The 26762-nt window shown below is 72.1% G+C and carries 28 protein-coding genes; 17 read left to right on the forward strand and 11 right to left on the reverse strand.

Going from position 1 to position 26762, the window contains the following annotated elements; genetic code table 11:
• Positions 1-48 precede the first annotated feature (48 nt).
• Genes ACH35V_RS29060 through ACH35V_RS29075 form a run of 4 tightly spaced genes read right to left on the reverse strand, consistent with a single transcriptional unit; the run spans position 49 to position 3972 of the window.
• Entirely contained in the window at positions 49-1233 is a 1185-nt protein-coding gene (locus ACH35V_RS29060; RefSeq protein WP_395976977.1) for a homogentisate 1,2-dioxygenase, read from the reverse strand.
• A gap of 11 nt (positions 1234-1244) precedes the next feature.
• On the reverse strand, positions 1245-2201 hold the full coding sequence (locus ACH35V_RS29065) for an MBL fold metallo-hydrolase (RefSeq protein WP_395976979.1): 957 nt from the start codon (positions 2199-2201) through the stop codon (positions 1245-1247).
• Positions 2202-2203: 2 nt separating this feature from the next.
• Positions 2204-3295, reverse strand: a complete 1092-nt coding sequence (locus ACH35V_RS29070) for a mandelate racemase/muconate lactonizing enzyme family protein (protein WP_395976981.1) — start codon at positions 3293-3295, stop codon at positions 2204-2206.
• Positions 3292-3972 (reverse strand): peroxiredoxin family protein, encoded by a 681-nt coding sequence (locus tag ACH35V_RS29075; protein WP_395976983.1) that lies wholly within the window; start codon positions 3970-3972, stop codon positions 3292-3294. Before ACH35V_RS29075 ends, ACH35V_RS29070 begins: the two co-directional genes overlap by 4 nt.
• Before the next feature lie 203 nt (positions 3973-4175).
• Between ACH35V_RS29075 and ACH35V_RS29080 the strand changes: the two genes are divergently transcribed.
• On the forward strand, positions 4176-5342 hold the full coding sequence (locus ACH35V_RS29080) for an alpha/beta hydrolase (RefSeq protein WP_395976985.1): 1167 nt from the start codon (positions 4176-4178) through the stop codon (positions 5340-5342).
• Positions 5339-5836 (forward strand): OsmC family protein, encoded by a 498-nt coding sequence (locus ACH35V_RS29085; protein WP_395976988.1) that lies wholly within the window; start codon positions 5339-5341, stop codon positions 5834-5836. The genes ACH35V_RS29080 and ACH35V_RS29085 overlap by 4 nt, the downstream gene beginning before the upstream one ends.
• Before the next feature lie 94 nt (positions 5837-5930).
• Here ACH35V_RS29085 and ACH35V_RS29090 read toward each other — a convergent pair whose 3' ends face one another.
• Positions 5931-6647 (reverse strand): S1 family peptidase, encoded by a 717-nt coding sequence (locus ACH35V_RS29090; RefSeq protein WP_395976990.1) that lies wholly within the window; start codon positions 6645-6647, stop codon positions 5931-5933.
• Positions 6648-6939: 292 nt separating this feature from the next.
• Between ACH35V_RS29090 and ACH35V_RS29095 the strand changes: the two genes are divergently transcribed.
• The 15 genes from ACH35V_RS29095 (at position 6940) to ACH35V_RS29165 (ending at position 21740) form a co-directional block, all read left to right on the forward strand.
• On the forward strand, positions 6940-8124 hold the full coding sequence (locus ACH35V_RS29095) for a Rieske 2Fe-2S domain-containing protein (RefSeq protein ID WP_395976992.1): 1185 nt from the start codon (positions 6940-6942) through the stop codon (positions 8122-8124).
• Between the two features lie 97 nt (positions 8125-8221).
• Positions 8222-9517: a hypothetical protein gene (locus ACH35V_RS29100; RefSeq protein WP_395976994.1), complete on the forward strand. Its 1296-nt coding sequence runs from the start codon at positions 8222-8224 to the stop codon at positions 9515-9517.
• A complete protein-coding gene (locus ACH35V_RS29105; protein ID WP_395976996.1) occupies positions 9507-10463 on the forward strand; it encodes a hypothetical protein in 957 nt (318 codons plus the stop codon). The genes ACH35V_RS29100 and ACH35V_RS29105 overlap by 11 nt, the downstream gene beginning before the upstream one ends.
• Positions 10460-11332 carry an alpha/beta fold hydrolase gene (locus tag ACH35V_RS29110; protein WP_395976998.1) on the forward strand — a complete coding sequence of 291 codons (873 nt, stop codon included), beginning with the start codon at positions 10460-10462 and terminating at the stop codon, positions 11330-11332. Before ACH35V_RS29105 ends, ACH35V_RS29110 begins: the two co-directional genes overlap by 4 nt.
• Complete coding sequence (locus tag ACH35V_RS29115) at positions 11332-12171, forward strand: alpha/beta fold hydrolase (protein ID WP_395977000.1); 840 nt, start codon at positions 11332-11334, stop codon at positions 12169-12171. The genes ACH35V_RS29110 and ACH35V_RS29115 overlap by 1 nt, the downstream gene beginning before the upstream one ends.
• 122 nt (positions 12172-12293) lie before the next feature.
• A complete protein-coding gene (locus ACH35V_RS29120; RefSeq protein ID WP_395977002.1) occupies positions 12294-13541 on the forward strand; it encodes an FAD-dependent monooxygenase in 1248 nt (415 codons plus the stop codon).
• The gene (locus ACH35V_RS29125; RefSeq protein WP_395977004.1) at positions 13528-14322 is read left to right on the forward strand and encodes a hypothetical protein; all 795 of its coding nucleotides are present in this window, start codon (positions 13528-13530) and stop codon (positions 14320-14322) included. The genes ACH35V_RS29120 and ACH35V_RS29125 overlap by 14 nt, the downstream gene beginning before the upstream one ends.
• Entirely contained in the window at positions 14309-15133 is an 825-nt protein-coding gene (locus tag ACH35V_RS29130) for a hypothetical protein (RefSeq protein ID WP_395977006.1), read from the forward strand. Before ACH35V_RS29125 ends, ACH35V_RS29130 begins: the two co-directional genes overlap by 14 nt.
• On the forward strand, positions 15130-15960 hold the full coding sequence (locus tag ACH35V_RS29135) for an SCO3242 family prenyltransferase (protein WP_395977008.1): 831 nt from the start codon (positions 15130-15132) through the stop codon (positions 15958-15960). Before ACH35V_RS29130 ends, ACH35V_RS29135 begins: the two co-directional genes overlap by 4 nt.
• Positions 15957-16805, forward strand: coding sequence for a sugar phosphate isomerase/epimerase family protein (locus ACH35V_RS29140; RefSeq protein WP_395977010.1), 849 nt, complete (start codon positions 15957-15959; stop codon positions 16803-16805). Before ACH35V_RS29135 ends, ACH35V_RS29140 begins: the two co-directional genes overlap by 4 nt.
• The gene (locus ACH35V_RS29145) at positions 16795-17472 is read left to right on the forward strand and encodes an EboA domain-containing protein (RefSeq protein WP_395977012.1); all 678 of its coding nucleotides are present in this window, start codon (positions 16795-16797) and stop codon (positions 17470-17472) included. The genes ACH35V_RS29140 and ACH35V_RS29145 overlap by 11 nt, the downstream gene beginning before the upstream one ends.
• A complete protein-coding gene (locus ACH35V_RS29150) occupies positions 17472-18326 on the forward strand; it encodes a TatD family hydrolase (protein ID WP_395977014.1) in 855 nt (284 codons plus the stop codon). Before ACH35V_RS29145 ends, ACH35V_RS29150 begins: the two co-directional genes overlap by 1 nt.
• Position 18327: 1 nt before the next feature.
• Positions 18328-19470, forward strand: coding sequence for a metabolite traffic protein EboE (eboE, locus tag ACH35V_RS29155; RefSeq protein WP_395977016.1), 1143 nt, complete (start codon positions 18328-18330; stop codon positions 19468-19470).
• A 5-nt stretch (positions 19471-19475) separates the two neighbouring features.
• The gene (locus ACH35V_RS29160; RefSeq protein WP_395977073.1) at positions 19476-20882 is read left to right on the forward strand and encodes a nucleotide pyrophosphatase/phosphodiesterase family protein; all 1407 of its coding nucleotides are present in this window, start codon (positions 19476-19478) and stop codon (positions 20880-20882) included.
• Between the two features lie 93 nt (positions 20883-20975).
• Positions 20976-21740, forward strand: coding sequence for a BTAD domain-containing putative transcriptional regulator (locus ACH35V_RS29165; protein ID WP_395977018.1), 765 nt, complete (start codon positions 20976-20978; stop codon positions 21738-21740).
• 37 nt (positions 21741-21777) lie between these two features.
• Here the strand turns inward: ACH35V_RS29165 and ACH35V_RS29170 are convergent, their stop codons facing one another.
• Genes ACH35V_RS29170 through ACH35V_RS29195 form a run of 6 tightly spaced genes read right to left on the reverse strand, consistent with a single transcriptional unit; the run spans position 21778 to position 26594 of the window.
• Positions 21778-22584, reverse strand: a complete 807-nt coding sequence (locus ACH35V_RS29170; protein WP_395977020.1) for an ABC transporter permease — start codon at positions 22582-22584, stop codon at positions 21778-21780.
• On the reverse strand, positions 22581-23594 hold the full coding sequence (locus tag ACH35V_RS29175) for an ATP-binding cassette domain-containing protein (RefSeq protein ID WP_395977022.1): 1014 nt from the start codon (positions 23592-23594) through the stop codon (positions 22581-22583). Before ACH35V_RS29175 ends, ACH35V_RS29170 begins: the two co-directional genes overlap by 4 nt.
• Positions 23594-24166 (reverse strand): MauE/DoxX family redox-associated membrane protein, encoded by a 573-nt coding sequence (locus tag ACH35V_RS29180; protein ID WP_395977024.1) that lies wholly within the window; start codon positions 24164-24166, stop codon positions 23594-23596. Before ACH35V_RS29180 ends, ACH35V_RS29175 begins: the two co-directional genes overlap by 1 nt.
• Positions 24167-24174: 8 nt before the next feature.
• The gene (locus tag ACH35V_RS29185; protein ID WP_395977026.1) at positions 24175-24591 is read right to left on the reverse strand and encodes a lasso peptide biosynthesis B2 protein; all 417 of its coding nucleotides are present in this window, start codon (positions 24589-24591) and stop codon (positions 24175-24177) included.
• A gap of 30 nt (positions 24592-24621) precedes the next feature.
• Entirely contained in the window at positions 24622-24870 is a 249-nt protein-coding gene (locus ACH35V_RS29190; RefSeq protein WP_395977028.1) for a lasso peptide biosynthesis PqqD family chaperone, read from the reverse strand.
• Positions 24867-26594, reverse strand: a complete 1728-nt coding sequence (locus tag ACH35V_RS29195; RefSeq protein ID WP_395977030.1) for an asparagine synthase-related protein — start codon at positions 26592-26594, stop codon at positions 24867-24869. The genes ACH35V_RS29190 and ACH35V_RS29195 overlap by 4 nt, the downstream gene beginning before the upstream one ends.
• Positions 26595-26762: the final 168 nt, after the last annotated feature.

Consider the following 26762-nt stretch of genomic DNA (forward strand, 5'->3'; position numbering starts at 1 on the left):
CGAATGGGCCCCGCCACCATGTGGCGGGGCCCATTCGCGTCTGGGGCGTCAGGCGTCCACGTGGATTCCTTCGCCGCGTGCCCAGCTCCACGCGTAGTCGTGGTCCTCGATCTCCGTCGCCGCGGCGCCCAGGAGCAGCGGACGGAAAGTGTCGAGCATGACCGCGTACTCCTCCGTGCGGACCGCGTCCCGGCTCTTCTCAGCGCTGCCGGGTTGCGGGCCGTGGATGTAGCCCGCCGGGTGGAGCGACATCGAACCCTGGCCGATTCCACTGCCCGACCGGCTCATGAAGTCGCCCTCGTAATAGAACAGCACTTCGTCGGAGTCGACATTGGCGTGGTTGTAAGGCACCTTCACCGCGTCCGGGTGATAGTCGAACATGCGCGGCACAAATGAGCAGATGACGAATCCGGGGCCCTCGAAGGTGATGTAGGTGGGCGGCGGCAGGTGCAGCGCGCCCGTCGACGGCGTGTAGTCCCGGATGGACAGCGCGTAAGGGTAGTTGTAGCCGTCCCAGCCGACCACGTCGAACGGGTGGTGGGCGTAGGTGTAGCGGGTCATGCCGCCCCGGTGGCGGACGAAGACCTCCGCCTCGCCCGACCGGTCCGGGAGGGGTTCGGCCGGGGCGCGGAGGTCCCGCTCGTTGTAGGGCGAGCCGTCCAGGAACTGGCCGATCGGCGACAGGAATCGCTTCGGCGGACGGACGTGCCCGCCATCGGCCGCCGCGATCACCAGCAGCCGCAGCTCCGGCCCGTCCAGCACCCAGCGGTGCGTAGTGGACGTGGGGATCACCACGTAGTCCCCGCTGGTCACGGCGAGGGTGCCGTAGGCGGATTCCAGCACTCCCGAGCCGCCCTCGACGAACACCAGCTCGTCGCCTGACGCGTTGCGGTACAGCACGCCGTCCCGGTCCGCGCACACCGACGACACGCGCACCTGCGAATTGCCGAGCAGCACGCGACGGTCGAGCACCGGGTCGCCGCCCGGCTTCAGGTCACGCGTGCGCAGGTGGCGGGGGAGGAGCGGGGCGTTGTCGACCAGCCCCTCGTCCGGAAGCTCGACGGACGTCGCGGACGTGATCACCGTGGGGGCCTTGCGGTGGTACAGGAACGACTGCGTCCAGCTGAACCCCTCCTCGCCCTGCATCTCCTCGTGCAGCAGCGCGCCGTCCGCCCCGGTGAACCGGGTGTGGCGCTTGCGCGGGATCTCGCCCGCGCTGCGGTAGAAGACCATGTTCTCGTCCTTCAGCCGGTGAGTTCGTCCCAGACCAGGTGGTCCCGGTCCGTCGTCCAGATGGCGGGCGGCTCGCCGGCCAGTTCCTCCCACGCCCGCTGGGTGTCGAACACCAGCGCGTGCTCGAACACGGGCATGCCGCCGTAGACGGGCAGCAGCGCCTCGCGCGCGGCCCGGTAGGCGTCGCGGCGGGAGCCGCCCTTGTCGCGCACCTCGCCGACCGCGCGCAGCAGAGTGGTCAGGAAGTCGCGGGTGCTCTCGACCGCCTGGGCGCTCTCGGCGGCGGTGTGCGCGATGTCGCCGCGCCCGCCGACGAGGATCTCCGGGCGCAGCGCCTTCACCGCGTCCAGCGTGGTGGTGCTCCACTCCTGGTGGTAGGCGTCGCCGGTGTAGACGGCGGAGCCGTTCTCCACCAGGTCGCCCGCGTACAGGACGCGCTGCTTCGGCAGCCAGGCGTAGATGTCGCCCGAGGTGTGGCCCCGTCCGGCGAAGCCCAGCTCGACGGTGCCGCGGTCGCCGCCCAGCTCGATGGACATCTGGTCGGCGAAGGTCAGCGTGGGCCAGGTCAGCCCGGGGATCTCCTCGTGCCCCTCGAACAGGCGCGGCATCCGGCCGAACTCCACGGCCCAGTCCTCCGCGCCCCGCTCGCCGATCAGCCGCTTGGTCTCGGCGTTCGTCACGACGATCTCCGCGTCGAACCCGGCGGCGCCCAGCACCCGCACCGCGTGGTAGTGCGAGAGGACGAGGTAGCGCACCGGCTTGTCGGTGTGCTCGCGCAGGCGGTCGAGCCAGCGCCGCGCCATCAGCGGGGTCGCGCGGGCCTCGAAGCAGACGAGGAAGTCCTCGCCCTCGATCGCGCCGACGTTCGGGTCGCCGCCGGTCGTGAGGGCGTAGACGCCGTCGGCGAGCACCTCCAGCGTCTCGGTCTTCTCCGCCGTGTCGGCGGTGGACGCGAATGGCTTGCTCATGTTCACTCCTCGGGAAGCTCGATGTGATGGCGGTCCAGCGCGTCCGGGTCCCAGCGGATGCCGTGGCCCGGACGGTCGGGAGGCGTCGCGTGCCCGCCGCTGATCGCGACGGTCTCGGTCAGCACGTCGTCGATCAGCGGGAAGTGCTCGACGGTGGGGCAGTTCGGCACCGCGGCCGCGAGGTGGACGTGCAGCTCCGGCAGGAAGTGCGGCGCCAGCACCGCGCCGAACGGCTCGGCGATCGCGCTGATCCGCAGCCACTCCGTGACCCCGCCGGTCAGCGGGACGTCCGGCTGCAGCACCGACGCCGCGCCCGCCCGCAGGTAGGCGGCGAACTCGAAGCGCCCGTGCAGGTGCTCGCCGACCGCGATCGGCAGCCCGGCCCGCTCCGCGAGCTGGACGTGCCCCGCGACGTCGTCGGACACCAGCGGCTCCTCCATCCAATACACGCCGAGGTCGGCCAGCTTCCTGCCCATCCACAGCGCGGTCGGCAGGTCGAGCCGCTCGTTGCAGTCGACCATGATCCGGATCCGGTCGCCGAGGGCGGCCCGGACGGCGGCGACGCGCTCCACGTCCTCCGCGGCCGGACGCGCGCCGACCCGCAGCTTGACCGCGTCGTAGCCCTCGGACACGTACGCCTTTGAGCCTTCGATCAGCTCGTCCACGCTCATCGCATGGGTGGCGCGGCCGCTGCCGTAGATCGGGACGCGGTCGCGGTGCGCGCCGAGGAAGCGGTAGAGCGGCTGCCCGGCGCGGACGGCGCGCAGGTCCCACACCGCGATGTCGGCGGCGGACAGCGCCGGGAGGGCGACGCCGCGTCCCAGCCGGTGGGTCCGCAACCAGATCTTCTCCCAGGTCGCGGGCCAGTGGTCGAGCCGGGTGCCGACCACCTGCTCGCGCACGAGCCCGGTGGTGAGCGCGTGCACCGCCTCGATGCCGCCGGTGAGCGCGTAGGTGAAGCCCGTCCCGGAGGCGCCCTCGTCGTCGGTGACGGTCACCAGCAGGAGGTCGACCTGCGTCGCGCCGGAACCGCCGCGGCCCGCGCCGAGCGGCACCCGGGCGACCCGCGCCCGCACCTCGGTGACGACGCTCATCGCCGGGCCCCGTCTCGGCGGGCGTCGTTGATCTCGCGGACGACGCGCAGCGCCTCGGCGGGCTCCATCCTGGTGCGGTAGGCCATGGTGGCGTGCCTGGCGCGCACGACCCCGTCCGGGTCGAGGACGAAGGTGGCCGGGACCGGCAGGCTCCAGTCGCCGTCCGGCTGCTGCTTCGCCAGCGCCTTGGCGGTCCCGTCGAGCAGGTACGGCAGCGCCTCCGCCGGGAAGACGAACCGGACCTTGTAGGACGTCAGCACGTCCTGGTCCAGGTCGGAGAGCACGTCGAACTCCAGACCGTGCTTGTCGCGCATGTCCAGCGAGTCGTCCGGTGCCTGCGGGCTGACCGCGACGATCTGCGCCCCCTCCGCGCGGAACGCGGGCAGCGCCTCCTGGTAGGCGTGCAGCTCGATGTTGCAATAGGGACACCACGTCCCCCGGTAGAAGGTGAGCACCACCGGTCCCGCGGCGAGCCGGTCGGCCAGCCGCACCGGGTCGCCCACCGCGTTGGGGAGCGTGAAGTCCGGCGCGGTCTCGCCGAGCCGGAGCCCCGGCGCGACGCCCTCGCGCTCCAGTTCGGCGAGCGCGTCGTTGATCGCCTTCTTCGCCTCGTCCGGCCGGTTCACCGACGCGGCCTTGGCCAGCAGTCGCTCGCTCAGGGACGGCAGTTCCCCCACGATCCACCTCACACCGATAATCGGTTACTATGTTCGTCTAACGGTTACAGACTTCCTTCCGCCGTCTCCCCTGTCAACCGACCGGCCGGGGCGGCGGGCCGGGCCTCGCGGTCACTTGACACTCCGCGCCGCTTGACCCGACAGTGTTCAATATACGCGTCCCTTAACCGATAATCGGTATGCACCTGGAAGGCCGTGACCGCATGACCCTGCTCCACCAGCTGCAGGCCATCCCGATGGACCCCGGCACCACCGCGAGCCGCATCGAGATCCACTCGGGCCTGGCCAGGCACTATCCGCGCATTCACGGCAACCTGGTGCGGCGCGACGACGCCGCCCGGGACGTCGGGCTGATCTTCATGCACCCGACGTCGAACTTCCTCACCCACTTCATGCTGGAGCCCCTGGCCGAGGCGGGGCTGCCGGTGCTCGGGCTGAACACCCGGTACGTCGGCAACGACGCCACCACGATCATGGAGAACGTGGTGCTGGACATCGGCGCCGCCGTCCGCTGGATGAAGGAGGAGCTCGGCTACGAGCGGGTCGTCCTCGCCGGGTTCAGCGGCGGCGGCCCCGCCGTCGCGTACTACCAGAGCCAGGCGGAGAACCCCACCGTCACCGCCACCCCCGCCGGAGACCCGCCGGACCTGACCCAGGCGGGCCTCGAACCGGCCGACGCCGTCCTGCTCCTCGCCGCGCACGCCGGGCGGGGCAGGCTCCTCGCGAGCTGGATCGACCCGTCCGTCCTGGACGAGTCCGACCCGGACCGCCGCGACCCCGAGCTCGACCTGTTCGCCCCTGGACGCAAGCCCCCCTTCGACCCCGACTGGGTCCGGCAGTACCGCAAGGCCCAGCACGCCCGCATGGACCGGATCAGCGACTGGGCCGAACGCGAGCTCGCCCGCCTGACCGCGCTCGGCGTCGGCGACCGCGCGTTCGTCGTCCACCGGACGGTCGCCGACCCGCGGTTCGTCGACCTGGCCATCGACCCCAGCGACCGCGAGGCCGGCAGCATGTACGGCGACCCCCGGGTCGCCAACGAGGCGGGCGCGGGCCTCGGCCGGTACCACACGCTGCGCAGCTGGCTTAGCTCGTGGAGCCTCCGCCATTCCCGCGCGGACGCGGTCGAGGCACTGCCGCACACGACCGTCCCCGTGCTGATCTGCAGCCTGCTGGCGGACCAGGGCGCGATGCCCGACAACTCCCGGCTGATGCACGAGGCGATCGGCTCGGACCGCTCCACCCTCGTCGAGATGCCGGGACTGAACCACTACATGGTCAACCAGGAGCACGGCCGGGCCGAGGTCGTCGAGCGGGTCAGGTCCTGGCTCGCGGCGAACGGCCTGCTCTCCGGGGCGGCGGGCCGATGAGCGCCGCCGCCGGGCCGCCGCCGATCGTCGAGCGCTCCCGGGTCTCCGTCGTCCCCGCGCCGGGCCGGACCAAGCTGGTCACCGTCCCGGTGGACGGCGGCCCCGTCCCGATGGGGATGCACGGCCCCGTCGCCGAGCACTACCAGGTCCCGATGGACCAGATCGAACCGCACGCGACCACCCTGGACTACGTGGTCGGCGCCGCCACCGGCTGCCTCACCGGCACCTTCGGCGGAATGCTCGGGGCCCTCGGCCAATCCACCGCGGACGGCGCCCTGGTCGCCGAGGGAGAGGGCGAGATCGTCAACGACGGCGGCGTCCTGAGGATCGCCCGGATCACCGTCCGATATCGGCTCCGCCTCTCACCCGGCGTGGACGAAACAAAGGTCAGACGGGCCCACGACCGCCACACCCAACGCTGCCCGGTAGCCCGCTCTCTGGCCGGCGGAATCCCAATCGAAACCCACCTGGACCTCCAAGAACCCACCGACTGAACGCACCGACTAAGGGCGCGCCCCGGGGGGAGTGCGGTGGGGGACGACGCGGAAACGCCCGGCCGGAAAGGCTCCGGCCGGGCGGTCCGGGCGGTCAGACGCCGGCTACGGAACGGATCCAGGCGCGGCTGGCGGGCACGCTTCCGTAGGTCTGCGTCGACTGGCCGTCGGCGGTGGAGGCGACGCCGACCTGCTGACCGTTGTAGCGCTGCGGGCCGCCGGAGTCGCCGCTCCAGGCGTTGCCCGTGATCCTGCTGCTGCAGATCGCCTGGCCGCTGTGATAGTCGCGGCACGACGTGGACGTGACCCGGACGTCGGCGCACTTGAGCTGCTCCGAGATCGGGCCGTTGTAGCTGGTGTAGCCCCAGCCGCAGATCTGGTTGGTCGAGCCGTTCGGCGGATTGGCGTCGGCCAGCTGCGAGAAGGTCGTGTTGTGGGCGGTGGACAGCTGCACCAGGGCCAGGTCGCCCTGCGGCGCCACCTGGTAGTTGGCGACGGCCACCTGGGTGGCGCGGCCCCGGTAGACGCTGCCGACGCGGACGCTGATGCCGCTGCTGACGCAGTGCCGCGCGGTCAGCACCCAGGTCGGGGCGATGATCGTCCCGGAGCAGGTGAACGATCCGGTGCTGCGGTAGATCGAGGCGGCCCAGGGGGCCTCGGCGTCGGTGGCGAAAGAGCCGCCGATGATCGGCGGCCCGGCCAGGGCGGCCGGAGAGCTGTCGGACTGATGGGCGGCTGCGGCGGGGAGGGCCATCCCGAAAAGCAGGACCAGAACGGCGCCTACCAAGATGCCGGCGCGTCGGGGGAACATCGCGGCTCCTGTGTGGGGGTCTACGCAAAGCCCCCTTAAAATAGACCACCGCCCAACTTCTGGAACCTTTCAGAGGGGCGCGGGTTTTTCAGTGTGAATACGTTCCACATAGAGCGCCGAAACGCCTTTGACCGATCATCTATCTGATCACCGACCGTCCATTATGCATTGGCGTCGGCGGCGGTCAAGGCCGCTGAACCGGTGAGGGGCCGAAGCGGCCGCCCGAGGAAAGTGGTCCGGTAGGCGGACCGAGTTCCTTGGGCGCGCGGGGGCCGCGCTCGAACATCGAAACGTGACACGAGCCGATTCACAGACGCAGCGGGGAGCGCGCGGACGCCGGGACTGGTCGACCTGGCCGCACTACGACGCGGCCGCCTCGGGATTCCGGGGCTACTGGTATCCGGTCGCCTGGTCCAGCCGCGTGACGGGCAGGCCCACGGGCATCACGCTCTGCGGAGACAAGATCGCGCTGGTGCGGGACGGCGGCGCCGCGTACGCGCTGCACGACCGCTGCCCGCATCGCGGCGTGCCGCTGTCGCTGGGCCGCAGGGAGTTCCCGGGGACGCTGAGCTGCCCGTACCACGGCTGGACCTACGACCTGAAGGACGGGGAGCTGGTCGCCGCGATCACCGACGGGCCGCGGTCGCCGATCTGCGGCAAGGCCAGGGTCGCGACGTACCCGGTGGCCGAGCGGCTGGGCATGGTGTGGGTCTACGTCCCGATCGCGGACGAGGAGCCGCACCCGATCGACGAGCAGCTGCCCGAGGAGCTGGTCGGCAACCCGTTCGCGATGGGCGGCCGCATGGACGACCGGACCGGGAACTGGCGGTTCGCGTGCGAGAACGGCTACGACGAGGGGCACGCCAAATACCTGCATCGGACGTCGCTGTGGCGGCTGTTCAAGGCGATGCCGACCTGGAACACGACGCGCATCGTCCAGCGTGGACGCTGGATCTACCGCAAGCAGGAAGAGCAGTTCTGGGAGGCCGACTTCCCCGGCCTCGGCCACTGGACGAACAAGCGGTGGTGGAAGCTCAGCCCGCCCGTGGCCAAGGACGGCGGCGCACCGTCCAACATCGGCAACACCGGGGCCGCGACCAAGGTCGATCCGGTCATCGCCGCGCAGGAGTTCCCGGGGTTCGCGTCGGTGTCGATGCCGGGCGTGCTGCGCATCGCCTATCCGAAGTTCATCCACTACGAGTTCTACGTCCCGATCGATGCTGACCGGCACCGGTACGTGGGCGTGATGGTCGACTTCGTGCGCGGGGCCGGGACGCCGGCGTTCTACGCCAAGTACCTCGGCTGGATCCGCTGGCTGTTCCACGGCCAGTTCTCCGGCCAGGACGCCTGGATGGTCGACGTGACCGACGCGCCGCCCGAGCAGCTCTACCGTCCGGACGTGTCGCTGACGGCCTGGCGCGGGCTCGCGGAGAAGGAGTACAAGGCCAAGCTCGCAAAGATCACCAAGGAGGTCTGATGCGGCATGCACTGGTGATCGTCGCCGTGGCCGCCCTGCTGGGCGTCGCATGGCGGCTGGCGCGGACGAGCCGGACGCAGGTCCACCGGATCGACCCGTGAGCTGGATCGAGGCCGCCCGGGAGCGGGTCGGGCACGAGCGGCTCCGCGAGCTGGTGACCGGCCTCGTCGCGATCCCGAGCCCGACGGGGGACGAGGGCCCGCTGGCGGAGCACGCGGCGTCCGAACTCGCGAAGGGCGGCCTGCGCGCCGGGACGCTGCCGCTGGACGACCGGCAGTCGTCCGCGTGGGCGCGGCTCCCCGGCGCCTCGGCGGGCCGGGACCTGATGCTCTACGCCCCGATCGACACGCTGACGACCGGGCGGAGCGAGGACGACATCCCCTGGATCGGCCCGGTGCTGCGGCCCGACATGCGTCCCGATCCCGTCGTCCGCGGCCACTACGTGGTCGGGCTCGGCGCGGGGAACCCGAAGGGGCACGCGGCGTGCGTCATGGCGGCCGCGGAGGCGATCGCGGCGGCCGGCGTGCCGCTCGCGGGCGATCTGCTGGTCGGCCTGGGCGCCGGCGGCATGCCGACGAACGCCCTCCGCCTGGACGGCGACGCCCGGCGCCACACCGGGCAGGGCGTCGGCTGCTCGTTCCTGCTGGAGCAGGGGCTGTGGGCCGACCACGCTGTCATCGCCAAGCCCGGCTGGACGGTGTCGCACGAAGAGGTCGGGCTCGCGTGGTTCGAGGTCACCGTCCACGGCACGCACACCTACGTCGGCAGCAGGCATCGGCTCCCGTACCGGAACCCGATCGCGCTGGCCGGGGAGGTCGTCGCGGGCCTGGAGGCGTGGTTCGGGGAGTACGCCGTCCGGCACACGTCGGGGACGGTCGCGCCGCAGGGCGTCGTCAGCGCGATCGAGGGCGGCTGGATGCGGATGGCCGCCGTCACACCGGCCGCCTGCCGGTTCCGCTGCGACCTGCGGCTGCCGCCGGATCTGCCGCCGACGGCGGCCAGGCGGGAGTTCGGGGCGGCGATCGAGAAGATCGCCGCCGCAGCCGGCGCGGAGATCACCTGGGAGATGGTGCTGGCTATCCCGGGGACGCGCACCGACCCGTCCGACGCCGTCGTCAGCGCGGCAGTGGCCGCTTTCGAGGAGGCCGAAGGACGCCCGCACGAGCCGGTCACCGGGAACTCCGGTGCCACCGACGCCAACATCCTCCGCTCCCGGGGAATCCCGGCCGTCCGGATCGGCATGCCCAAGGCGCGCACCGCCGACCTGGGCGCCGACCCGGCGAGCGACTTCCAGATGGGCATGAACACCGTGGACCTGCGCGAGATGGAACGGCTGACGCGGCTGCTGATCCGGGTGGCGATCGACGTGATCGGGGTGCGCGATGCCCGGTGAGATCGTGCTCGGCGTCGGCGCGTCCCACAGCACGCTGATGAACACCCACTGGGACCGGACGCGCCAGAAGGACGAGGCCACCCGCTTCCGCGACGCCCTCCACGAGGCGCGGGACCTGCTCGCGGCGGCCCGTCCGGACACGGTCGTGATCGCCGGGTCCAACCACTTCCGCGGCTTCTGGCTCGACCTGATCCCCGCGTTCACCGTCGGCGTGGGGGAGTGCGTCGCGAGCGGCGAGTCCGGGACGCCGAAGGGCCCGCTGCCCGTGGACGTGCCGCTCGCCCGCCACCTCGCCGCCTCGCTGGTGGAGGACGGCTTCGACCCGGCGTTCTCGGCCCGGCTGCAGATCGACCACGGGCAGTCCCACGCCGTCCAGTACCTGCTGGACGGCCTCGACGTGGACATCGTCCCGCTGGTGGTGAACGTGTTCGCGCCGCCGCTGCCGACCACCGCGCGTTGCGAGGCCCTGGGCGGGGCGGTGCGCGCGGCGGTGCACGCGTTCCCCGGCGACCGGCGCGTCGCCGTCATCGGCTCCGGCGGCCTCTCGCACCGGCTGCCGTGGCCGGACTGGCGCGACCCGCACGGCGACGACGAGGAGTTCATGGTGGCGGCGTGGCTGAACGGCCGCGGCGACTGGGCGCGCTACGACACCCGCCGCCGGGAGATCATCCGCGCTGCGTCGAGCGTCATCAACACCGCCTTCGACGAGGACTTCCTCGACCTGATCGAGACGGGCCGGACGAGCCGGATGTGCGCCGTCGGGACCGACGAACTCGAACGGACGGCGGGCAACGGCGCACAGGAGATCCGGACCTGGCTGCTCATGGCCGCCGCCCTCGGCCACACCCCCGGCCGCAGGCTCGCCTACGAGCCGGTCCACGACTGGCTCACCGGCATGGCCGTGGCCGTGCTCGACCCGACCGCTCGCAAGGAGCCCACCACATGACGATCTGGACCGACCTCGCGGACGTGGACTACCGGCTGTCCCGCACTGACGCGGGAGGCGTGCGGACGCGTGCCCTGGTCGCCGGCCCCGAGGACGGGCCGCCGCTGGTGTTCCTGCACGGCACCAGCGGGCACCTGGAGGCTTTCGTCCGGAACGTCCCCGCCCATGCCGCCGCCGGGTTCCGGTGCCACGCCATCGACATGCTCGGCCACGGCTACACCGGCAAACCCGACCACCCCTACGAGATCCCCCGCTACGTCGAGCACCTCGCCGCCTACCTGGACGCCGCCGGAGTCGGCCGCGCCCATCTGGTCGGCGAGTCGCTCGGCGGCTGGGTCGCGGCGTGGTTGGCGAGCGAGGAACCCGGCCGGGTCGCGTCCCTGCAACTGCTCGCCGCGGGCGGCACCAAGGCCGACCCGAAGATCATGGAACGCATCCGCGCGTCCACCCTGAAGGCGGTGCGGACCGACGACGCCGGCCTCACCCGCGAGCGGCTCCACCTGCTGATGCACGACCCTGCCAAGGACGTGTCCGAAGAGCTCGTCGCGATCCGGCACCGGATCTACCACCAGCCCGACTTCGTCGCGAACGTCCACAACCTGCTGTGCCTCCAGGACATGGAGACCCGGCAGCGGAACCTGCTGCGCCCCGACCGGATGGCGCGCATCACCGCCCCCGCCCTCATCGTGTGGGGCCGCCAGAACCCGTTCGGGGACGTTCCCGAGGCGCAGGCCATGCACGAGGCCATCGCCGGATCACAGCTGGAGCTGTTCTCCGAATGCGGCCACTGGCCCCAGCACGAGCGCGCCGACCTGTACAACCCGCTGTCGCTGGAGTTCCTGAACCGGTCTATGAGAAAGGAACTGTGATGCAAGCGGAAGCCGACGGTGTCAGCTACCACTACATCGAGATGGGCGAGGGCGCGCCGACCGTTTTCCTGCATGGAGGCGGCCCCGGTTGCACGGCCTGGAGCGACTTCGGCCCGGTGGCCTCGCTTTTCGCTCAAAACCGCCGATGCCTGCTGGTGGACACACTCCAATACGGGCGGTCAGAGAAATGCGTGATCGAAGGCCCGATGTGGGACTTCCACGCCGCCAAGACCCTGGCCCTCCTCGACGCTCTGGGCATCGAGCGCGCCGACTTCGTCTGCAATTCCTGGGGCGGGACGATCGCCCTGAACCTCGCGGCGAAATATCCCGGGCGGGTCCGATCGCTGGTCGTCACCGGATCGATGCCCGTGTTCTACGGACCCCTGGCACCGCTCCCCGAAGGCGGCCGCCGCGGCCGCAACGCCCGCGACGCCTACTACGGCGGCGACGGCCCGAGCCCGGCGAAGATGCGCGAACTCATGGCGCGCCTGGAATGGTTCGACCCCGAGGCGATCCCGGACGAGACCGTCGCGATGCGCTACGAGCAGAGCGTCGACCCCGAGGAGATGGAGCTGGCGGCGCGATCCGACAGCCCCCGCGGCGACTGGCAGGACCTCACCGCCGAACTCGGCCAGATCAAGGCGCCGGTCCTGTTCTGCTGGGGAATGCAGGACGCGTTCCTCACACCCGACTACCCGCTGATGCTCGCCCGAATGGTCCCGCGCGGCCAGCTCTACGTGATGGACCGCGCCGCGCACCACCTCCAGGAAGAACGCCCGCACGACTACCACGCCGTCGTCAGCGGCTTTCTCGACCAGAAGTCGGAGCCCGTCGAATAGGCGTCAGGTCGTCCATTATCTCGGGACTTTTCACATTTATCCGGCGCCCGTTGGTGAAAGCCGAGTGAAAGTGATCCTCAGTAGGGTTGCGCATCACTGGACGACGACCTGGGGGGCGGGGGATGGATACGCTCAGGGTGGCGATAGCCGGCGCTGGAATCGGCGGCCTGGCCGCGGCAATGGCGTTGAACCGCGAGGGCGTGCGGGTCGATGTTTATGAGCAGGCTTCCGAATTGCGAGAGGTGGGGGTCGGGCTCCATCTGGCCTCCAACGGCAGCCGGATCCTGCGCGGCTGGGGGCTGTCGGAGCCGCTCGCGCGGGTCGCCGTACGACCGGCCGCGCTGGAGGTGCGCGACTGGGCCGGCGGACGGACGCTCACCCGCCAGGACATGGGCGACGCCTGGGAACGCCGGTTCGGTGCGCCCTTCTACACCGTCCACCGGCCGGACCTGCATCGCCTCCTGGCCGAACGGCTCCCGGCCGGACAGCTGAACCTGAACCGGCGGGTCACGGGGTTCCACGACCTCGGCGAGGACGGCGTGCGCCTGACCTTCGCCGACGGCGGCACCGCACACGCGGACGTGCTCGTCGCCGCCGACGGCGTCCACTCCGTGATCCGCCGTGCGGTCGCCGGGCCGGACGCGCCCGTGTTCTCGGGAATGAGCGCGTTCCGCGGGCTCGTCCCGGCCGGGCGGCTCGACGGCATACCCCGCGACACGGTCCTGATCTGGGCCGGCCCGCGCTCCCGGCTCCTGTGCTACCCGGTCAGGGACGGGCGCTTCCTCACCTTCGTCGCGGTCGTCCCGTCCGCCGGGCGCCGCCCCGAATCGTGGAGCTCCACAGGGGATCCGGACGAGGTCAGAGCAGCGTTCGCCGGCTGGGCGCTCGACGTCCGCGCGCTCCTCGCCGCCGTCGACGAGGCCGGATGCTGGGCGCTCTACGATCGGGAGCCCCTGCCGGCGTGGGGGACCGGCCTGGTCACCCTGCTCGGCGACGCGGCGCATCCGATGCTGCCGCACCACGGCCAGGGCGCGAGCCAGGCCATCGAGGACGCGGTGGTCCTCGGCCACTGCCTGTCCCGGGCGGCGGCCGACGCGGGCCCCGGCGGGGCGAGGCACCTCCGGCTCGCCGACGCGCTGCGCCGCTACGAGGCGATCCGCCGTCCCCACACGGCACGGGTGCAGGCGGCGTCACGCGACGGCGGGTCCCAGCGGCTGGGCCCGGCGGAGCGGCCCGACTCGGCGGAGCGGCCCGGCTCGGCGGCGGCGACGCGGTCCCTGGTCGAGGACGTCTCCTGGATCCAGAGCCATGACGTGCGTGACGACCTGGACGAAACGGCCGCGGAAGTGGTGAGCCATGAGACCGTCTGACCCCGGACGGCGGCGGGTCCTCCGGAACGCGCTGGCCGTCGCCGCCGCGACCGCCCTCGCACCGGCCGGAACGGCCAACGCGGCCGCTGCCGCCGACGCGGCGGGCCCCGCGCGCCGTGCCTGGTTCCCGCCCGTCCCGGGCATGCGGGGCGACCGGCGGGCCAACGAGTTCTGGTACCGGTTCGACCAGGACACCATCGTGCGCCCATCGGCCGAGCTCAAGGAGGCGTACGCGGCCCTCCGCGCCAACGTCGACCGCGTCGGGCAGGGAAGCATCGCCGACATCTGGCTGAAGATGGTGAAGAGCGACGAGTACCCGGACAACTTCACCGCCTTCGCCGCGCCCGTCAAGCAACCGCTCGACGTGGTGTCCCGGACCCAGCTCCGTGTCATCGACGCCTTCTACGACCGTGGCGGCCCGCAGCTGGACGCGGCGTTCTCCTGGTTCGGGCAGGGCGTCCTGTACGACCCGCGCATCAAGGGCGCGCACACCATGAACGGCGATCCACCGCGCGGCTACCACACGTGGCACGCCTACCTGCGGGCCATGATGCTCCACGACATCGACCGGGAGCGGTGGCGGGAACTCGCTCCTCGCGTCGCGCTGGCCTGGGCGACCCAATCGACGGCGAGGCCAGACGCGAAGAAGGAAAACCAGCCGTTGCCGCAGGAGACGGTGCGACGGCTCGCGGCGTTCTGGCTGCCCCGGACACCCGAAACGCTCGACACCGACTTTCAGGCAGACCCCTACCCCTGGAGCGCGGGCAATGGCGTCTCTTGAGCCCGGACGACGGCAGGTTCTTCAGCGGGCCCTGGGCGTCACGGCCGCCACGATGCTCGGCGGGGGCGGGCTCGCCGCCGGCGCTCCCTCGGCCGCGGCCGGCGCTCTCTCGGCCGGCGCTCTTTCGGCCGGCGCTGTCTCGGCCGGCGCCGGCCCGGAGTTCCCGCCCGTGCCCGGAATGCTCGGCGACCGCAGGGCCAACGAGCTCTGGTACCGGTTCGACGACGTCACGATGTTCAACCAGCCGCAGCAGCTGAAGGACGCCTACGCCGCGCTCGCCGAAGCCCTCGGCGAGAAATGGCAGCGCGCCGTCGTCCTCGAATGGCTGGAAGTGATCAAGTCGGGTGATTACCCGCGCGACTTCGTCTCGTATGTGGCGGCGGCACGGCGGCCGCTCCAGGTGCTGTCCCGGGTTCAGCTGGACGTCTTCGACGCCTTCTACCCGCCGGGGAGCCCCGCCCTCGTCTCGGCGTTCCGCTGGTTCGGGGAAGGCGTGCTGTACGACCCGCGCCGCAAGGGCGTCCACACGATGGACGGAGACCCGCCGATGCCCTACCGGACGTGGCACATCTTCGCCAGGGCGATGATGTTCCTGGAGATCGACCGGCCGCGCTGGCGCGCCCTGATCCCGCTGAACGCGTTCGCGTCCGCGGTCCAGCTCGCGGCCAAGCCGAACCCGAACCGGGTCAACCCGCCGCTTCCGCGAGAGACGGTGCGACGGCTGGCGGCGTCCTGGCTGCCGCGAACGCCCGAACGCCTCGACATCGATTTCCGCTCGTTCCCGTCCTCCGCAGCGGGGGAAGGCGCGTGAACGCCAGGGATTTCATTGAGCTGACCCGTGCTCCCGCAGCGCTGACATTGCCGGGTGACTCGCTCGCCGGGGGAGCCACGGGAATCGCCCCCATGCTGTCCTCGGTGTGCCTTTATTGGGCGGGAATGGCGCTCAACGACCACGCCGATCGCGCGATCGACGCGAAGGAACGCCCGGAGCGTCCCATCCCGTCCGGGCGGGTCCGGCCGGGGGAGGCCCTCGCGATCGCGGTGGCGCTCACCGGAGCCGGGCTGGCGGCCGCCGCCCTGTCGGGACGGCGGCGGGTGCTGGGGACGGCGGTCCCGCTCGCCGCTGTGGTCTGGGCCTACGACCTGAAGCTCAAGGACACCGCGCTGGGCCCGGCCGCGATGGCCGCGGCGCGTGGTCTGGACGTCCTGCTCGGCGCCGACGCCGACGCGGAGGCCAGCGCCGACGCCGTCCGGGCGGCCGCGTCGGTCGCGGCGCACACCTATGGCATCACCGTCCTCAGCCGCGGCGAGGTCACCGGCGGGCGTCCGGCGTCCGCGGCGATCGCGCTGACCGGAACCGCCGCGGCCGCCGCGCTCGCCTGGCGCAAGGGCGACCGGGGGATCTCCGTCCTCGGACGGCTGGCCGCCTACGCGGTGACCGTGAGCGGACCTCAGCTACGGGCGATCAGAACGCCGGACCCCGGCACGACACGCACAGCGGTGTCGGCGGGAATCCTCGGCCTCCCCCTGTTGCAGGCGGCGTTGATCGCGGGGCGGGGACGTCCGCTCCCCGCCCTGGCCGTGGCGGCGGCGTGCCCGCTGGCCAGGCTGCTGGGCCGGAAGGTGTCCCCGACGTGAGGCTCGCGTACGGGACCAACGGGTTCGGCAGCCACCGGCTGGACGACGCAGTGCGAGTACTCGCCGACCTTGGTTACGACGGCGTCGCGCTGACTCTGGACGCCGCGCACCTCGACCCCTACGCGCCGGGAGCCGCGCGGGAGGTCGACCGGCTGGCCGCCCTGCTCTCCCGGCTCGGCCTGCGCGCCGTCGTCGAGACCGGCGGCAGGTACCTGCTCGATCCGCACCGCAAGCACCGTCCCACCCTGCTCTGCCCGCCCGAGCAGGCGGCCGACAGGATCGACCTGCTGCGGCGGGCGGTGCGGATCGCCTCGGATCTGGACGCCGAGGCGGTCTCGTTCTGGAGCGGCGCCGTTCCCGCCGGGCTGCCGGAGCGGGTGGCGTGGACGCGGCTGGTCTCCGGGGTGGAGACCGTCCTGGACGAGGCCGAACGGCACGACGTCCCGCTGGGGTTCGAGCCGGAGCCCGGCATGTTCGTCGAGACCATCGACGGATTCGAGCGGCTGCGGGACCTGCTGGGCGGGCCGCGGCTGTTCGGCCTGACGCTCGACATCGGTCACTGCCGCTGCCTGGAGCCCGAGCCCGTGCCCGCGTGCGTGCGGCGCGCCGGAGCGCACCTGGTCAACGTGCAGATCGAGGACATGCGGCGGGGAGTGCACGAGCATCTGGAGTTCGGCGAGGGGGAGATCGACTTCCCTCCGGTGCTCGCGGCCCTGGCCGAGACCGGGTACCGCGGGCTGGTCGGGGTGGAACTGCCGAGGCACGGCCACGACGCGCCTGACGTCGCTCGCCGGTCGCTCGACCATCTCCGCCGGGCCATGCGGGGGAGCGGCGTTGGAGCCTGAACCGATACCGGACGCCCGCACGCTGGACGCGATCCTGCACCGGGAACTGCCGGAGACCGCCGGGCGCTGGCTCGACGCGGCGGTCGCCCGCTGCGCCGCCGATCCAACCGCGATCACCGCCCTGTTCCCGGTCGCGAGGCGGGCGTGCGGACGCGCCGCCGTCCCCCGATGGCCTGGCTGGAGCATTGACCAGGCCGTACGCGTCCGCCTGCTGCTGGCCCTCGCGCTGCGCGGGCAGGCGCTGGCGGCACGGTCGTGCGACCTCTACGACCACGGGGACAGCGCCGAACGCATCGCCGTCCTGCGCGGGCTCGCATCACTGGACCGGCATCGAGGGCTGGGCGACGCCGGGCTGCCCCTCGTCCGGGACGCGCTGCGCACGAACGACGTCCGCCTCATCGAGGCGGCGATGGGTCCGTACGCCGCCGACCATCTCGACGACGCCGCCTACCGGCAGGCCGTGCTCAAGTGCGCCTTCGCGGGCCTCCCCCTGGACAGGGTGCCGGGGCTGTGGCGGCGGGCCGACGGGGGACTCGGCCGCATGCTCGACGACCTCGTCCGCGAACGGCACGCCGCCGGCCGGTCGATAGGCCCGGACGTCATGGCCGTCGCAGAACGCCTCCACGACCGGTCGGCGGTCGGCCGGGGACCGAGAGGAGAGCACTGATGCGCATCTTCGATCCGCACGTTCACATGTCCTCGCGCACGACGGACGACTACGAGCGCATGCACGCGGCAGGCATCCGCGCCGTCGTGGAGCCCGCGTTCTGGATGGGCCAGGCGCGGACGTCCCCGGCCACGTTCGCCGACTACTTCGACTCGCTGCTGGGGTGGGAGCCGTACCGGGCGGCGCAGTTCGGCGTCCGGCACCACTGCGCGCTCGCGCTGAACCCCAAGGAGGCCGGCGACCCCAGATGCCGCGACGTCCTGGACCTTCTGCCGCGCTACCTGGCCAAGGACGGGGTGGTCGCGGTCGGCGAGGTCGGCTACGACTCGATGACGGCGGCAGAGGAGGACGCGTTCCAGCGGCAGCTCGACCTGGCGCACCGGTTCGAGCTGCCGGTGCTGGTCCACACCCCGCACCGCGACAAGATCGCCGGTACCCGCCGCAGCCTCGACGTCGTCAGGGAGGCGGGGCTCGATCCCGGACGGGTCGTGCTCGACCACCTCAACGAGCTCACGGTGGCGATGGTCGTGGAGTCGGGATGCTGGGCCGGCTTCTCGATCTATCCCGACACCAAGATGGACGAGCGCCGGATGGTGGCGGTCCTGCGCGACTACGGTGTCGAGCGGATGATGGTGAACTCCGCCGCGGACTGGGGGCGCAGCGACCCCCTCAAGACCCGCGCCGTCGGCGCGGCGATGCTGGCGGGCGGCTTCGGGCCGGACGAGGTCGAGACCGTGCTGTGGCGCAACCCGGTCGCGTTCTACGGGCAGAGCGGGCGCCTGGTCCTCGACGAGCCGGACGAGGCCGCCGCGGCCGGGGAGTTCGCCGGGAACTCCGTGCGACGGGGCGCCTGAAGTGCGTTTCAGGCATCCGGACGGATCCATCGTCCACCTCGCTTACTGCACGAACGTGCATCCCGCCGAAGACCTCGACGGTGTGATCGCCCAGTTGGGCGGCAGCGCGGCCCAGGTGCGCGGGCGCCTCGGCGTGCCGCGGCTCGGGGTGGGCCTGTGGCTGGCCCGCGGTGTCGCGGACGTCCTGATCGGCGACCCCCGGCAACTCCGGAGGTTGCGGCACGCGATCGACGAGCACGGGCTCGAAGTCGTCACCCTCAACGGGTTCCCCTACCAGGGATTCCACGGTGAGGTCGTCAAACACCGGGTGTACCGCCCGGACTGGACGTCGCCGGAGCGCCTGCGCTACACGCTCGACCTGGCCCGTATCCTGACCGGCCTGCTGCCCGACGACGTCCAGGACGCGAGCGTCTCGACCCTGCCGCTCGCCTGGCGCACCGGATGGACGCCGGCCGCCGCGGAAGCCGCCGCGCGCAACCTCGAACGCCTCGGCAAGGGGCTGGCCGAACTGCGCGCGGACACCGGCCGGACCGTCCGCGTCGCGTTCGAGCCCGAGCCCGGCTGCGTGGTGGAGTCGACGGGGCAGGCCGTCCGGCACCTGGCCGGGACGGGCGATCAGCTGGGCGTCTGCCTGGACGCCTGCCACCTCGCCGTCCGGTTCGAGGACCCGTCGATCGCCGCGAGCACGCTGGCGGCGGCCGAGCTGCCGATCGTGAAGATGCAGGCGTCCTGCGCCCTGCACGTCGAGGACCCGCGCGACCCGGCGTCGCGCCGCGCACTGGCGGACTTCGCCGAGCCGCGCTTCCTCCACCAGACGAGGGAACGCGGCCAAACAACCGGGACCGACGACCTGGATCTCGCCCTCAACGGCGGGCTGCCCGGTGAAGACCCCTGGCGCGTGCATTTCCACGTGCCGCTCCATGCTCCTCCGGCCCCGCCGCTGTCCTCCACCCAGAGCACGCTCACGAGGGCGCTTGACGTCCTCCTCGGGGGACCGCGTCCACTGACCAGGCACGTCGAGGTCGAGACCTACACCTGGGAGGTGCTTCCATACGGCGGCCGGTCCGTGGTGGACGGCATCGCGGCCGAACTGGCGTGGACGCGCGACCGCCTCACCGCCCTCGGCCTGAAGGAACTCCGATGACACCGATGACACCGGTGACACCCACCCCGATCGTCCTCATCGACGTCGTCGGCCTGACACCGCGCCTCTTGGCGCACATGCCGAAGCTGTCGCGCGCCATGCCGGGCCAGGCGGCATTGGGCACGGTCCTGCCCGCGGTGACGTGCCCCGTGCAATCCACCTTTCTGACCGGGGAGCCGCCGTCCGGCCACGGGATCGTGGGCAACGGGTGGTATTTCCGCGAGCTGGGCGAGGTCCTGCTGTGGCGGCAGCACCACGCCCTCGTCGGCGGCTCCAAGATCTGGGACGACGCGCGCCGCCTGCATCCGCGCTACACGGTCGCCAACGTGTGCTGGTGGTACGCGATGGGCGCCGACGTCGACTGGACGGTCACCCCGCGGCCGATCTACCACGCCGACGGCCGCAAGTCCCCCGACTGCTACACGAGCCCGCCGTCCCTGCGCGTCACCCTCACCCGCGAGCTGGGCCGGTTCCCCCTGTTCCGGTACTGGGGGCCCAAGGCCGGCATCGCGTCCACCGCCTGGATCGTCGCCGCGTCCCGGCTGCTGCTGAACCGCGAACGGCCCGACCTGACGCTGGCCTACGTCCCGCACCTCGACTACGACCTGCAGCGCTTCGGACCGGACGGGCCCGAAGCGGCCGCCGCCGCCCGCCAGGTCGACGAGGCGCTCGCACCGCTGATCGCCGACGCGAAGGCGCGCGGCGCGGTCGTCGTCGTGGTGTCGGAGTACGGGATCTCCGCGGTCGACCGTCCCGTGGACGTCAACCGGGCCCTGCGCAGAGAAGGTCTGCTGGAGGTCTACCGGCAGGCGGGCATGGAATACCTCGACCCGTGGACGTCGAGGGCCTTCGCCGTCGCCGACCACCAGGTGGCCCACGTGTACGTGCGCAGCCCGTCCGATCTGGCGAAGGTCCGGTCGCTGCTGGCTTCGCTGCCCGGCGTCGCCGACGTGCTCGACGAGCCGGGCAAGGCGGCCCACGCGCTGGACCACCCCCGCGCCGGTGAACTGGTCGCCGTGGCGGAGCCCGGTTCCTGGTTCACGTACTACTACTGGCTGGACGACGCCCGCGCCCCCGACTTCGCCCGGACGGTGGACATCCACCGCAAGCCCGGATACGACCCGGCCGAACTGTTCTTCGACCCCGCCGACCCCCTGGTCAAGCTCCGCGCCGCGTCCGCGCTGGCCCGCAAGGAGATGGGGTTCCGCTACACCCTCGACGTCGTCCCGCTCGACCCTTCGCCGGTGCGCGGAAGCCACGGCAGGCTCCCGGACGATCCGTCCGGCGGCCCCGTCCTGCTGTGTTCCGAAACCCTCGACCGGGACCGCTACGAGGCGACCGACGTCAAGTCCCTGATCCTCGCCCTGGCGGGACGCCGCGAGCACCGCGCGGCGGAGACCGGCGGCCGGTGAACACGTTGGCGGCGGCTTGGGGACCGCTTGGTTTTCCTATGGTTTCCCGAGTGAGAGAACTGGCTGTGTACGGCCGTTTCTCAGAAGGTGACCATGATCGAGAAAATGACATTCTCCGTCCTTGGTAATCTGGAGGTACTGGCGGGTTCTCGCCGCGTCCATATTCCCAAGGGCAACCAGCGAACCCTGCTGGCTTCGCTGGTGCTCGACGTGAACACCGACGTTCCGGCCGACATTCTGGTGGAATATCTCTGGGGCCACCGCCCGCTGCTCCAGCCGCGAGGCGCGCTCCACACCTGCGTCACCAGGCTGCGGAACACCTTCGAGTCCCAGGGCGGATCGCTCTGCGGCGTGCTGCACACGACCTCGGTGGGCTACCGGCTGGAGGCGGACCCGTCCGACGTCGACTTCCTCCGCTTCAGGGGCCTGCTCGCCGAGGCGGACGCGGCGGCCGGACGCGGCGACACGGCGGCGGAGTCCGGGTGGCTGTCGCAGGCGCTCGCGCTGTGGCGGGGCCCGGCCCTCCGCGACGTCCGCTCCGATCTGCTGCACCGCGACATGGTCCCGCGGCTGACCGAGGAATGGGGCTATGCCCTGGAACGCCGATTCGAGGTCGAGATCTCGCGCGGCCGCCACGGAGAGGTCATCGGAGAACTGCGCGCCCTCGCCTATCAGCACAGATTCCGGGAAGGTTTCTGGCGCTTGTTGATGACCGCGCTGTGCCGTTGCGGCCGGCAGGCCGAAGCGCTGGAGGCCTACCGTCAGATCAGCGCCTGGCTGGGCGACGAATTGGGAATCTGTCCCAGCCACGAATTGCAGAACCTGCACCTGACGATCCTGCGCAACGACACCGTGTAGCGCCGACCGCGCCGACCACCAAGGCTGCGCCGGCGCGCTAGCGGACGCGCTGGAACCCGACGATGGCGACGGCGGCGGCCAAGACGGCGATCGCGATGGCGGCGACCGGCGCCAGCACGGCTCCGGCGCCGGGCGGATGGCCGAGCGTGAGGTCCCGGGCCGCCTCGATCCCGTACGTCATCGGGTTCACCAGGGCGATCACCTGGAGCCAGCCCGGCAGGCTTGACAGCGGCACGAAGGCGTTGGACCCGAACATCAGCCCGAACGTCACCAAGCCGGAGAGGTTCTGCATCAGCTCCAGGTCGCGCATCCAGCAGGCGAGCGCGATGAAGATCCATCCCAGCCCCCCGCCGACCAGCAGCGCCAGGACGGTGGCCGCGAGCACGCCGCCCGGACCGCCGTCCGGCCGGAAGCCGAACAGCAGGGTCGCAAGGACCAGCAGCAGGACCAGCCGCAGCGCGCTGCGCACCAGCTCGGCCAGGCTGCGGCCCAGCAGGATCGAGCCGGGCCAGACGGGCAGCGACCGCAGCCGCGTGATGATCCCGTCGCGCATCTCCTGGGTGAGCGCGATCCCGGTCTGCAGCGCGGACTGCATCGCGGTGTTCACCAGGATGGCCGGCAGGAGGAAGTCGATATAGGAGACTCCCCTGGGGAAGTTCGCGGTGGCGGCGACGCTGGCGAAGACCTGGCCGAAGACCACCAGCATCAGCAGCGGGGTCAGCATGCTGGCCACGATCACCCGCGGCTCCAGGATCAGGGCGCGCAGCGATCGCCGGGTCAGCACGGCGATCTGCGTCGCCCGGCCGCTGCCGGTCCAGGGACCGCCGACGTCCGGCGCGCTCACCGGGCTCCGCCTTTCTGAGGAGCGATCCCCAGGCCCTCGGGCGGCCGGCCCGACGATCCTCGCTCCGCCGCGGTCATCGGGGCGGCCTCGCGCGCCCGCTCGGTCGCGGCCAGGTACACCTCGTCGAGCGTGGGCTCGGCCAGGACCAGCTCGCTGATCTCGATGCCCAGCTCGTCCAGCGTCCGGATCACGGTCGCGGTGTCGCGGGGCGCGGCGACCGGCACCGTCACCGAGGTGCGGGCCAGGTCGCACGCCGGGCGCAGGCCGGCCCGCTGGAGGCTCCGCGCCGCCAGGGGCAGGTCGGCCTCGCCGGTCAGCCGCACCGTCACCGTCCGGGCGCCGATCCTCGCCTTGAGGCCGGCGGGCGTGCCCGCGGCCACCACCCGGCCGTGCGACAGGACGGTGATGGAGTCGGCGAGCCGGTCGGCCTCGTCGAGGTACTGCGTGGTCAGCAGGACCGTCGCGCCGTCCCGGACGACCCCCTGGACGATCTCCCAGGCGGCCAGCCGGCCCACCGGGTCCAGGCCGGTGGTCGGCTCGTCCAGGAAGATCACTCCCGGGCGCCCCACCAGCGCGGCGGCCAGGTCCAGCCGCCTGCGCATCCCGCCCGAGTAGGTGCGCACCGGACGCGCGGCGCCGCCGGTCAGATCGAAGGCGGCCAGCAGCTCGTCAGTACGGGCGCGGGCCAGGCGGCGTCCGGCGCCGAGGAGGCGGGCGATCAGCATCAGGTTGTCCGCGCCGGAGATCCGCTCGTCCAGGGTGGCGAACTGCCCGGCCAGCCCGATCCTGCGGCGCACCTCGCGGCCCTGGGCGACGACGTCGTACCCGGCCACGCGCGCCGTGCCCGCGGTCGGCCGCAGCTGGGTGGCCAGGATGTTGATCAGCGTGCTCTTGCCGGCCCCGTTGTGCCCGAGCAGGCCGCAGACCGTCCCGCGCGGGACGGCCAGATCGACCCCGTCCAGGGCGGTGACCCGCCCGAAGCGTTTGACGACGCCCGCGACATCGATCATCACCGGGGCGCCGCCGGACGGCTCGGCTCGGCGGCGGCCCGCCGCTGCATCCTGAGCAGGACCTTGGTGGACAGGTCGTCGTAGTAGTGGACGAACCCGATCGCGACCAGGACGCCGGCGGCCGCCGCCACCACGGAGTGCGGGTACCCGAAGCCCTCCGGGCCGGCGCCCACGATCATGCCCGGCAGCGCCACCAGCAGGAGCAGCGCGTTGCGTGCCAGGAGCGGGTAGCTCAGCATCGCGCTTCTGTCGCCGAAACAGCCGCATTCGGCGAAGACGCCGCCGCGCACCGCGCGGTAGACGGCGCCGATGAACACCGACAGCAGTGCCCCGGCCAGGAAGAAGCCCAGCCGGGCCGTCGCGGGCAGCGCGAGCAGAAGCGCGATGGTCGCCTCGCAGACCAGCACCCCTGCGGCGACCCATCTGGCGACCGGTTCACTCAGCTTCGTCAGCTTCCCGGTCGTGGTCACGAACAAGCGGAAACCCGACCGGCTGCGCAACTTAGTGGCGCAGGCGATGAGGAAGACAGCCGCGAGCAGGTATGCGGCGCCCACCACGAAATGCTGTTCCACGAATGCCCCTAACCCTCGACGGAGACGGTGATGACCTTCCGGAACGGCGGCATGTCCGGACCCTCGCCGACGGGCGCGCCGCCGGCCTCCACCCAGGCGTGCGCCCGGAACGGATGGGTGAGGACGCCCGTGCACCAGTCCGGCCAGGCCCCCCCGAGGCGGCACAGGAGCACGGTCGCCACCGAGCGCTGCAGGCAGCCCTGACCCGCGCATCGGACGCTCACCGTGACGACCGCCTCACGGGCCGCGGCCGCCTGCCCAACGGTGGCCGGACGAGCGCCCCGGCTGAGCGTCCGCAGCACGCGCCGCAGCCGTCGAGGAGGCAGCCGCATCAGCAGCGCCGCCAGGAGGACGGTGAACCGCGCGGCGTTGCGCCGCCGCCATGGCACCCGTCCCGAGGCCTCCAGCGTCACCGGCATGCTCATGGATTCACCGACCTTCCGTCATAGGAACCTTCACTTGAAGACCTTGGCGTCACGGAGCGCGCGGATCAGGCCGTGGACGTCGGCGGCCACCCGCCCGGCGGAGGCCGGATGGCGTTCCGACAGCCGGGCGATCACCTCGTCGACGGTCGAGCCTTCGCGCAGCAGGCGCACCACCGTGGCCGCGGTGCCATTGAGCTGCCAGTAGCGGCCGCTGCGCTCGTCCAGCAGCACCATGCCGTGCTCGGTCTCGGTCACCGTCACGTGGCGGGTGAAGCTCATGCGGTCCCTCCGATCGGGGACGCAGCCGCGGTGGCGGGCAGCGACCTCAGCCACACCTCGCAGGCCAGGGTCCGCAGGAGGACGGTCAGGCCCATGGAGCTGGGATAGAGGGCGAGCAGCGCGGCCCGGAAGGCGTCGGCGTCGACCAGGTCGAGAGCGGCCAGCCGCAGGTCGTCGCAGAGGCCCAGCAGCTCGTCCAGGTTCTCGTGCAGGCCCAGGTACGCGGCCTGGCTGAACTCGGCCTTGGTCCGGCGGGCGAGGAGGGAGTCCGGCATGGTCCCGCGCATGATCGCGGTCAGGGAGGGCTTGTACCCGTCGACGGCGGAGGTGTCCTCCAGGCGGATGGACAGTGCCGCCTCGATGACCCGGTCGTCCAGGAACGGCGCCTGCCAGGAGATCCCGTGCGCCTCCGTGATGCGGCCGGTACGGCGGACCGCCTCGCCGCCCTTGCGCAGGCCGCGCAGCGCCACGTGCGAGCAGCGCAACGGGGACATCGGCGCGGCCTGCGCCGCGCCGCGTATCAGCGACCGGGCCGCCTCCACCGCCGCGGGGGTGGCCCAGGGCGGCATGCGCACCGTGCTGTCCCATTCGATCTCGGGATTGCGCGACGGCTTGGGCAGGGGATCGGTCAGCGTGTCGGCGCACGCCGCGAGCCACCTGCCGTACGGGCGGTTCCGCGCGATCTCCCGGAGGGTGGCGGTCAGCGTCCAGCGGTTCAGGGAACGGTCCGCCCGCATCTTGCGGATCCAGGACCAGGGATGGCGGCGCGCCAGCGTGTGCAGGAAGGCCGGGTCGGCGAAGTACAGCTCGTCCCCGCCGTCGCCGGTGAGGTGCACGGTCGAGCCCTGCGCGGCGAGGACCTGCGCCGAATGGCGGATCATCGCGCGCACGTGCGTCCTGAACAGCGGCGCCTCCGCGTCGGAGTCGGGTTCGGACAGGCCGGTGAACATCGGCGGCACCTCTTTGTCCGGCAGCACCAGGTGCTCGGCGTCCGGCATCGCCTCTGCGGCGTGCCTCGCCCAGCCGAGGTCGTCGTTCCCGGCGTTCAGCGACTCCTGGTGCAGCGTCACCATGCGCGGGGCGCCGGGCCCGGCCGCGTGCGCCGCCATGAGGAAGCACACGCTGGTGGAGTCGAGCCCCCCGGACAGATCCGCGCTCACCGTGCCGCCGGCCCGCGTCCGCGCCGCCACCGCCTCCGACAGCACCGACCGCACCCGGTCGGCGCACTCGGCCAGCGGGATCTCCGGAGCGGGCGGCGTCCACCACTGCCTTTCCCGTGCACGCCCGGCGGTCAACTCCAGGCACGTGCCGAACGGAAGCGCCCGGACGCCGTCCCACACGGGCGTCTCGTTCAGCGGGTAGGGCACGGCGGGCGCGAGCATCTGCAGCGTCAGGACCTCGACGGCGATCCCGGCGCCGGTCAGCCGGGCCAGGACGTCCGGCCGGTTCGCGGCGACCGTCACCGGGCCCAGCCGGGCGTGGAAGATCTGGCAGGCCGTGGAGACGCTGCCCTGCACCCGCACGGTGCCGTCCACCGCCGCCACCATATGGAAACTGCCGGGCAGGCTCCTGAGCAGGCCGTCCAGGTCGGCGACGTCGTGAGCCCTGCGCAGGGCGGCGGTCAGGATCCGCGGATCCGCGGCCGCGCAGCCGAGGACCGCGATCCGGCGCGGCCCCGCGGCGACCCAGGTGACCTCGTCTTCCCGCCATCGGCCCACGACCATGGGCCGTCCCGAGTCGTATGAGATCGAATTCGGATAACCGCCGACGTCCGCCGTCGCCGCCGGGAACGCATCATCCGGAAGAACCAGGAATTCCACGAAGGGTCGTTCCCTTTCTCGCCAGAACTGGGGAATCAGATCGCCGCTAATCGGAAGTGTGGCCGCGCCCGG

The organism is Actinomadura sp. 1N219 (genome assembly GCF_044326405.1).
GTDB lineage: Bacteria > Actinomycetota > Actinomycetes > Streptosporangiales > Streptosporangiaceae > Spirillospora.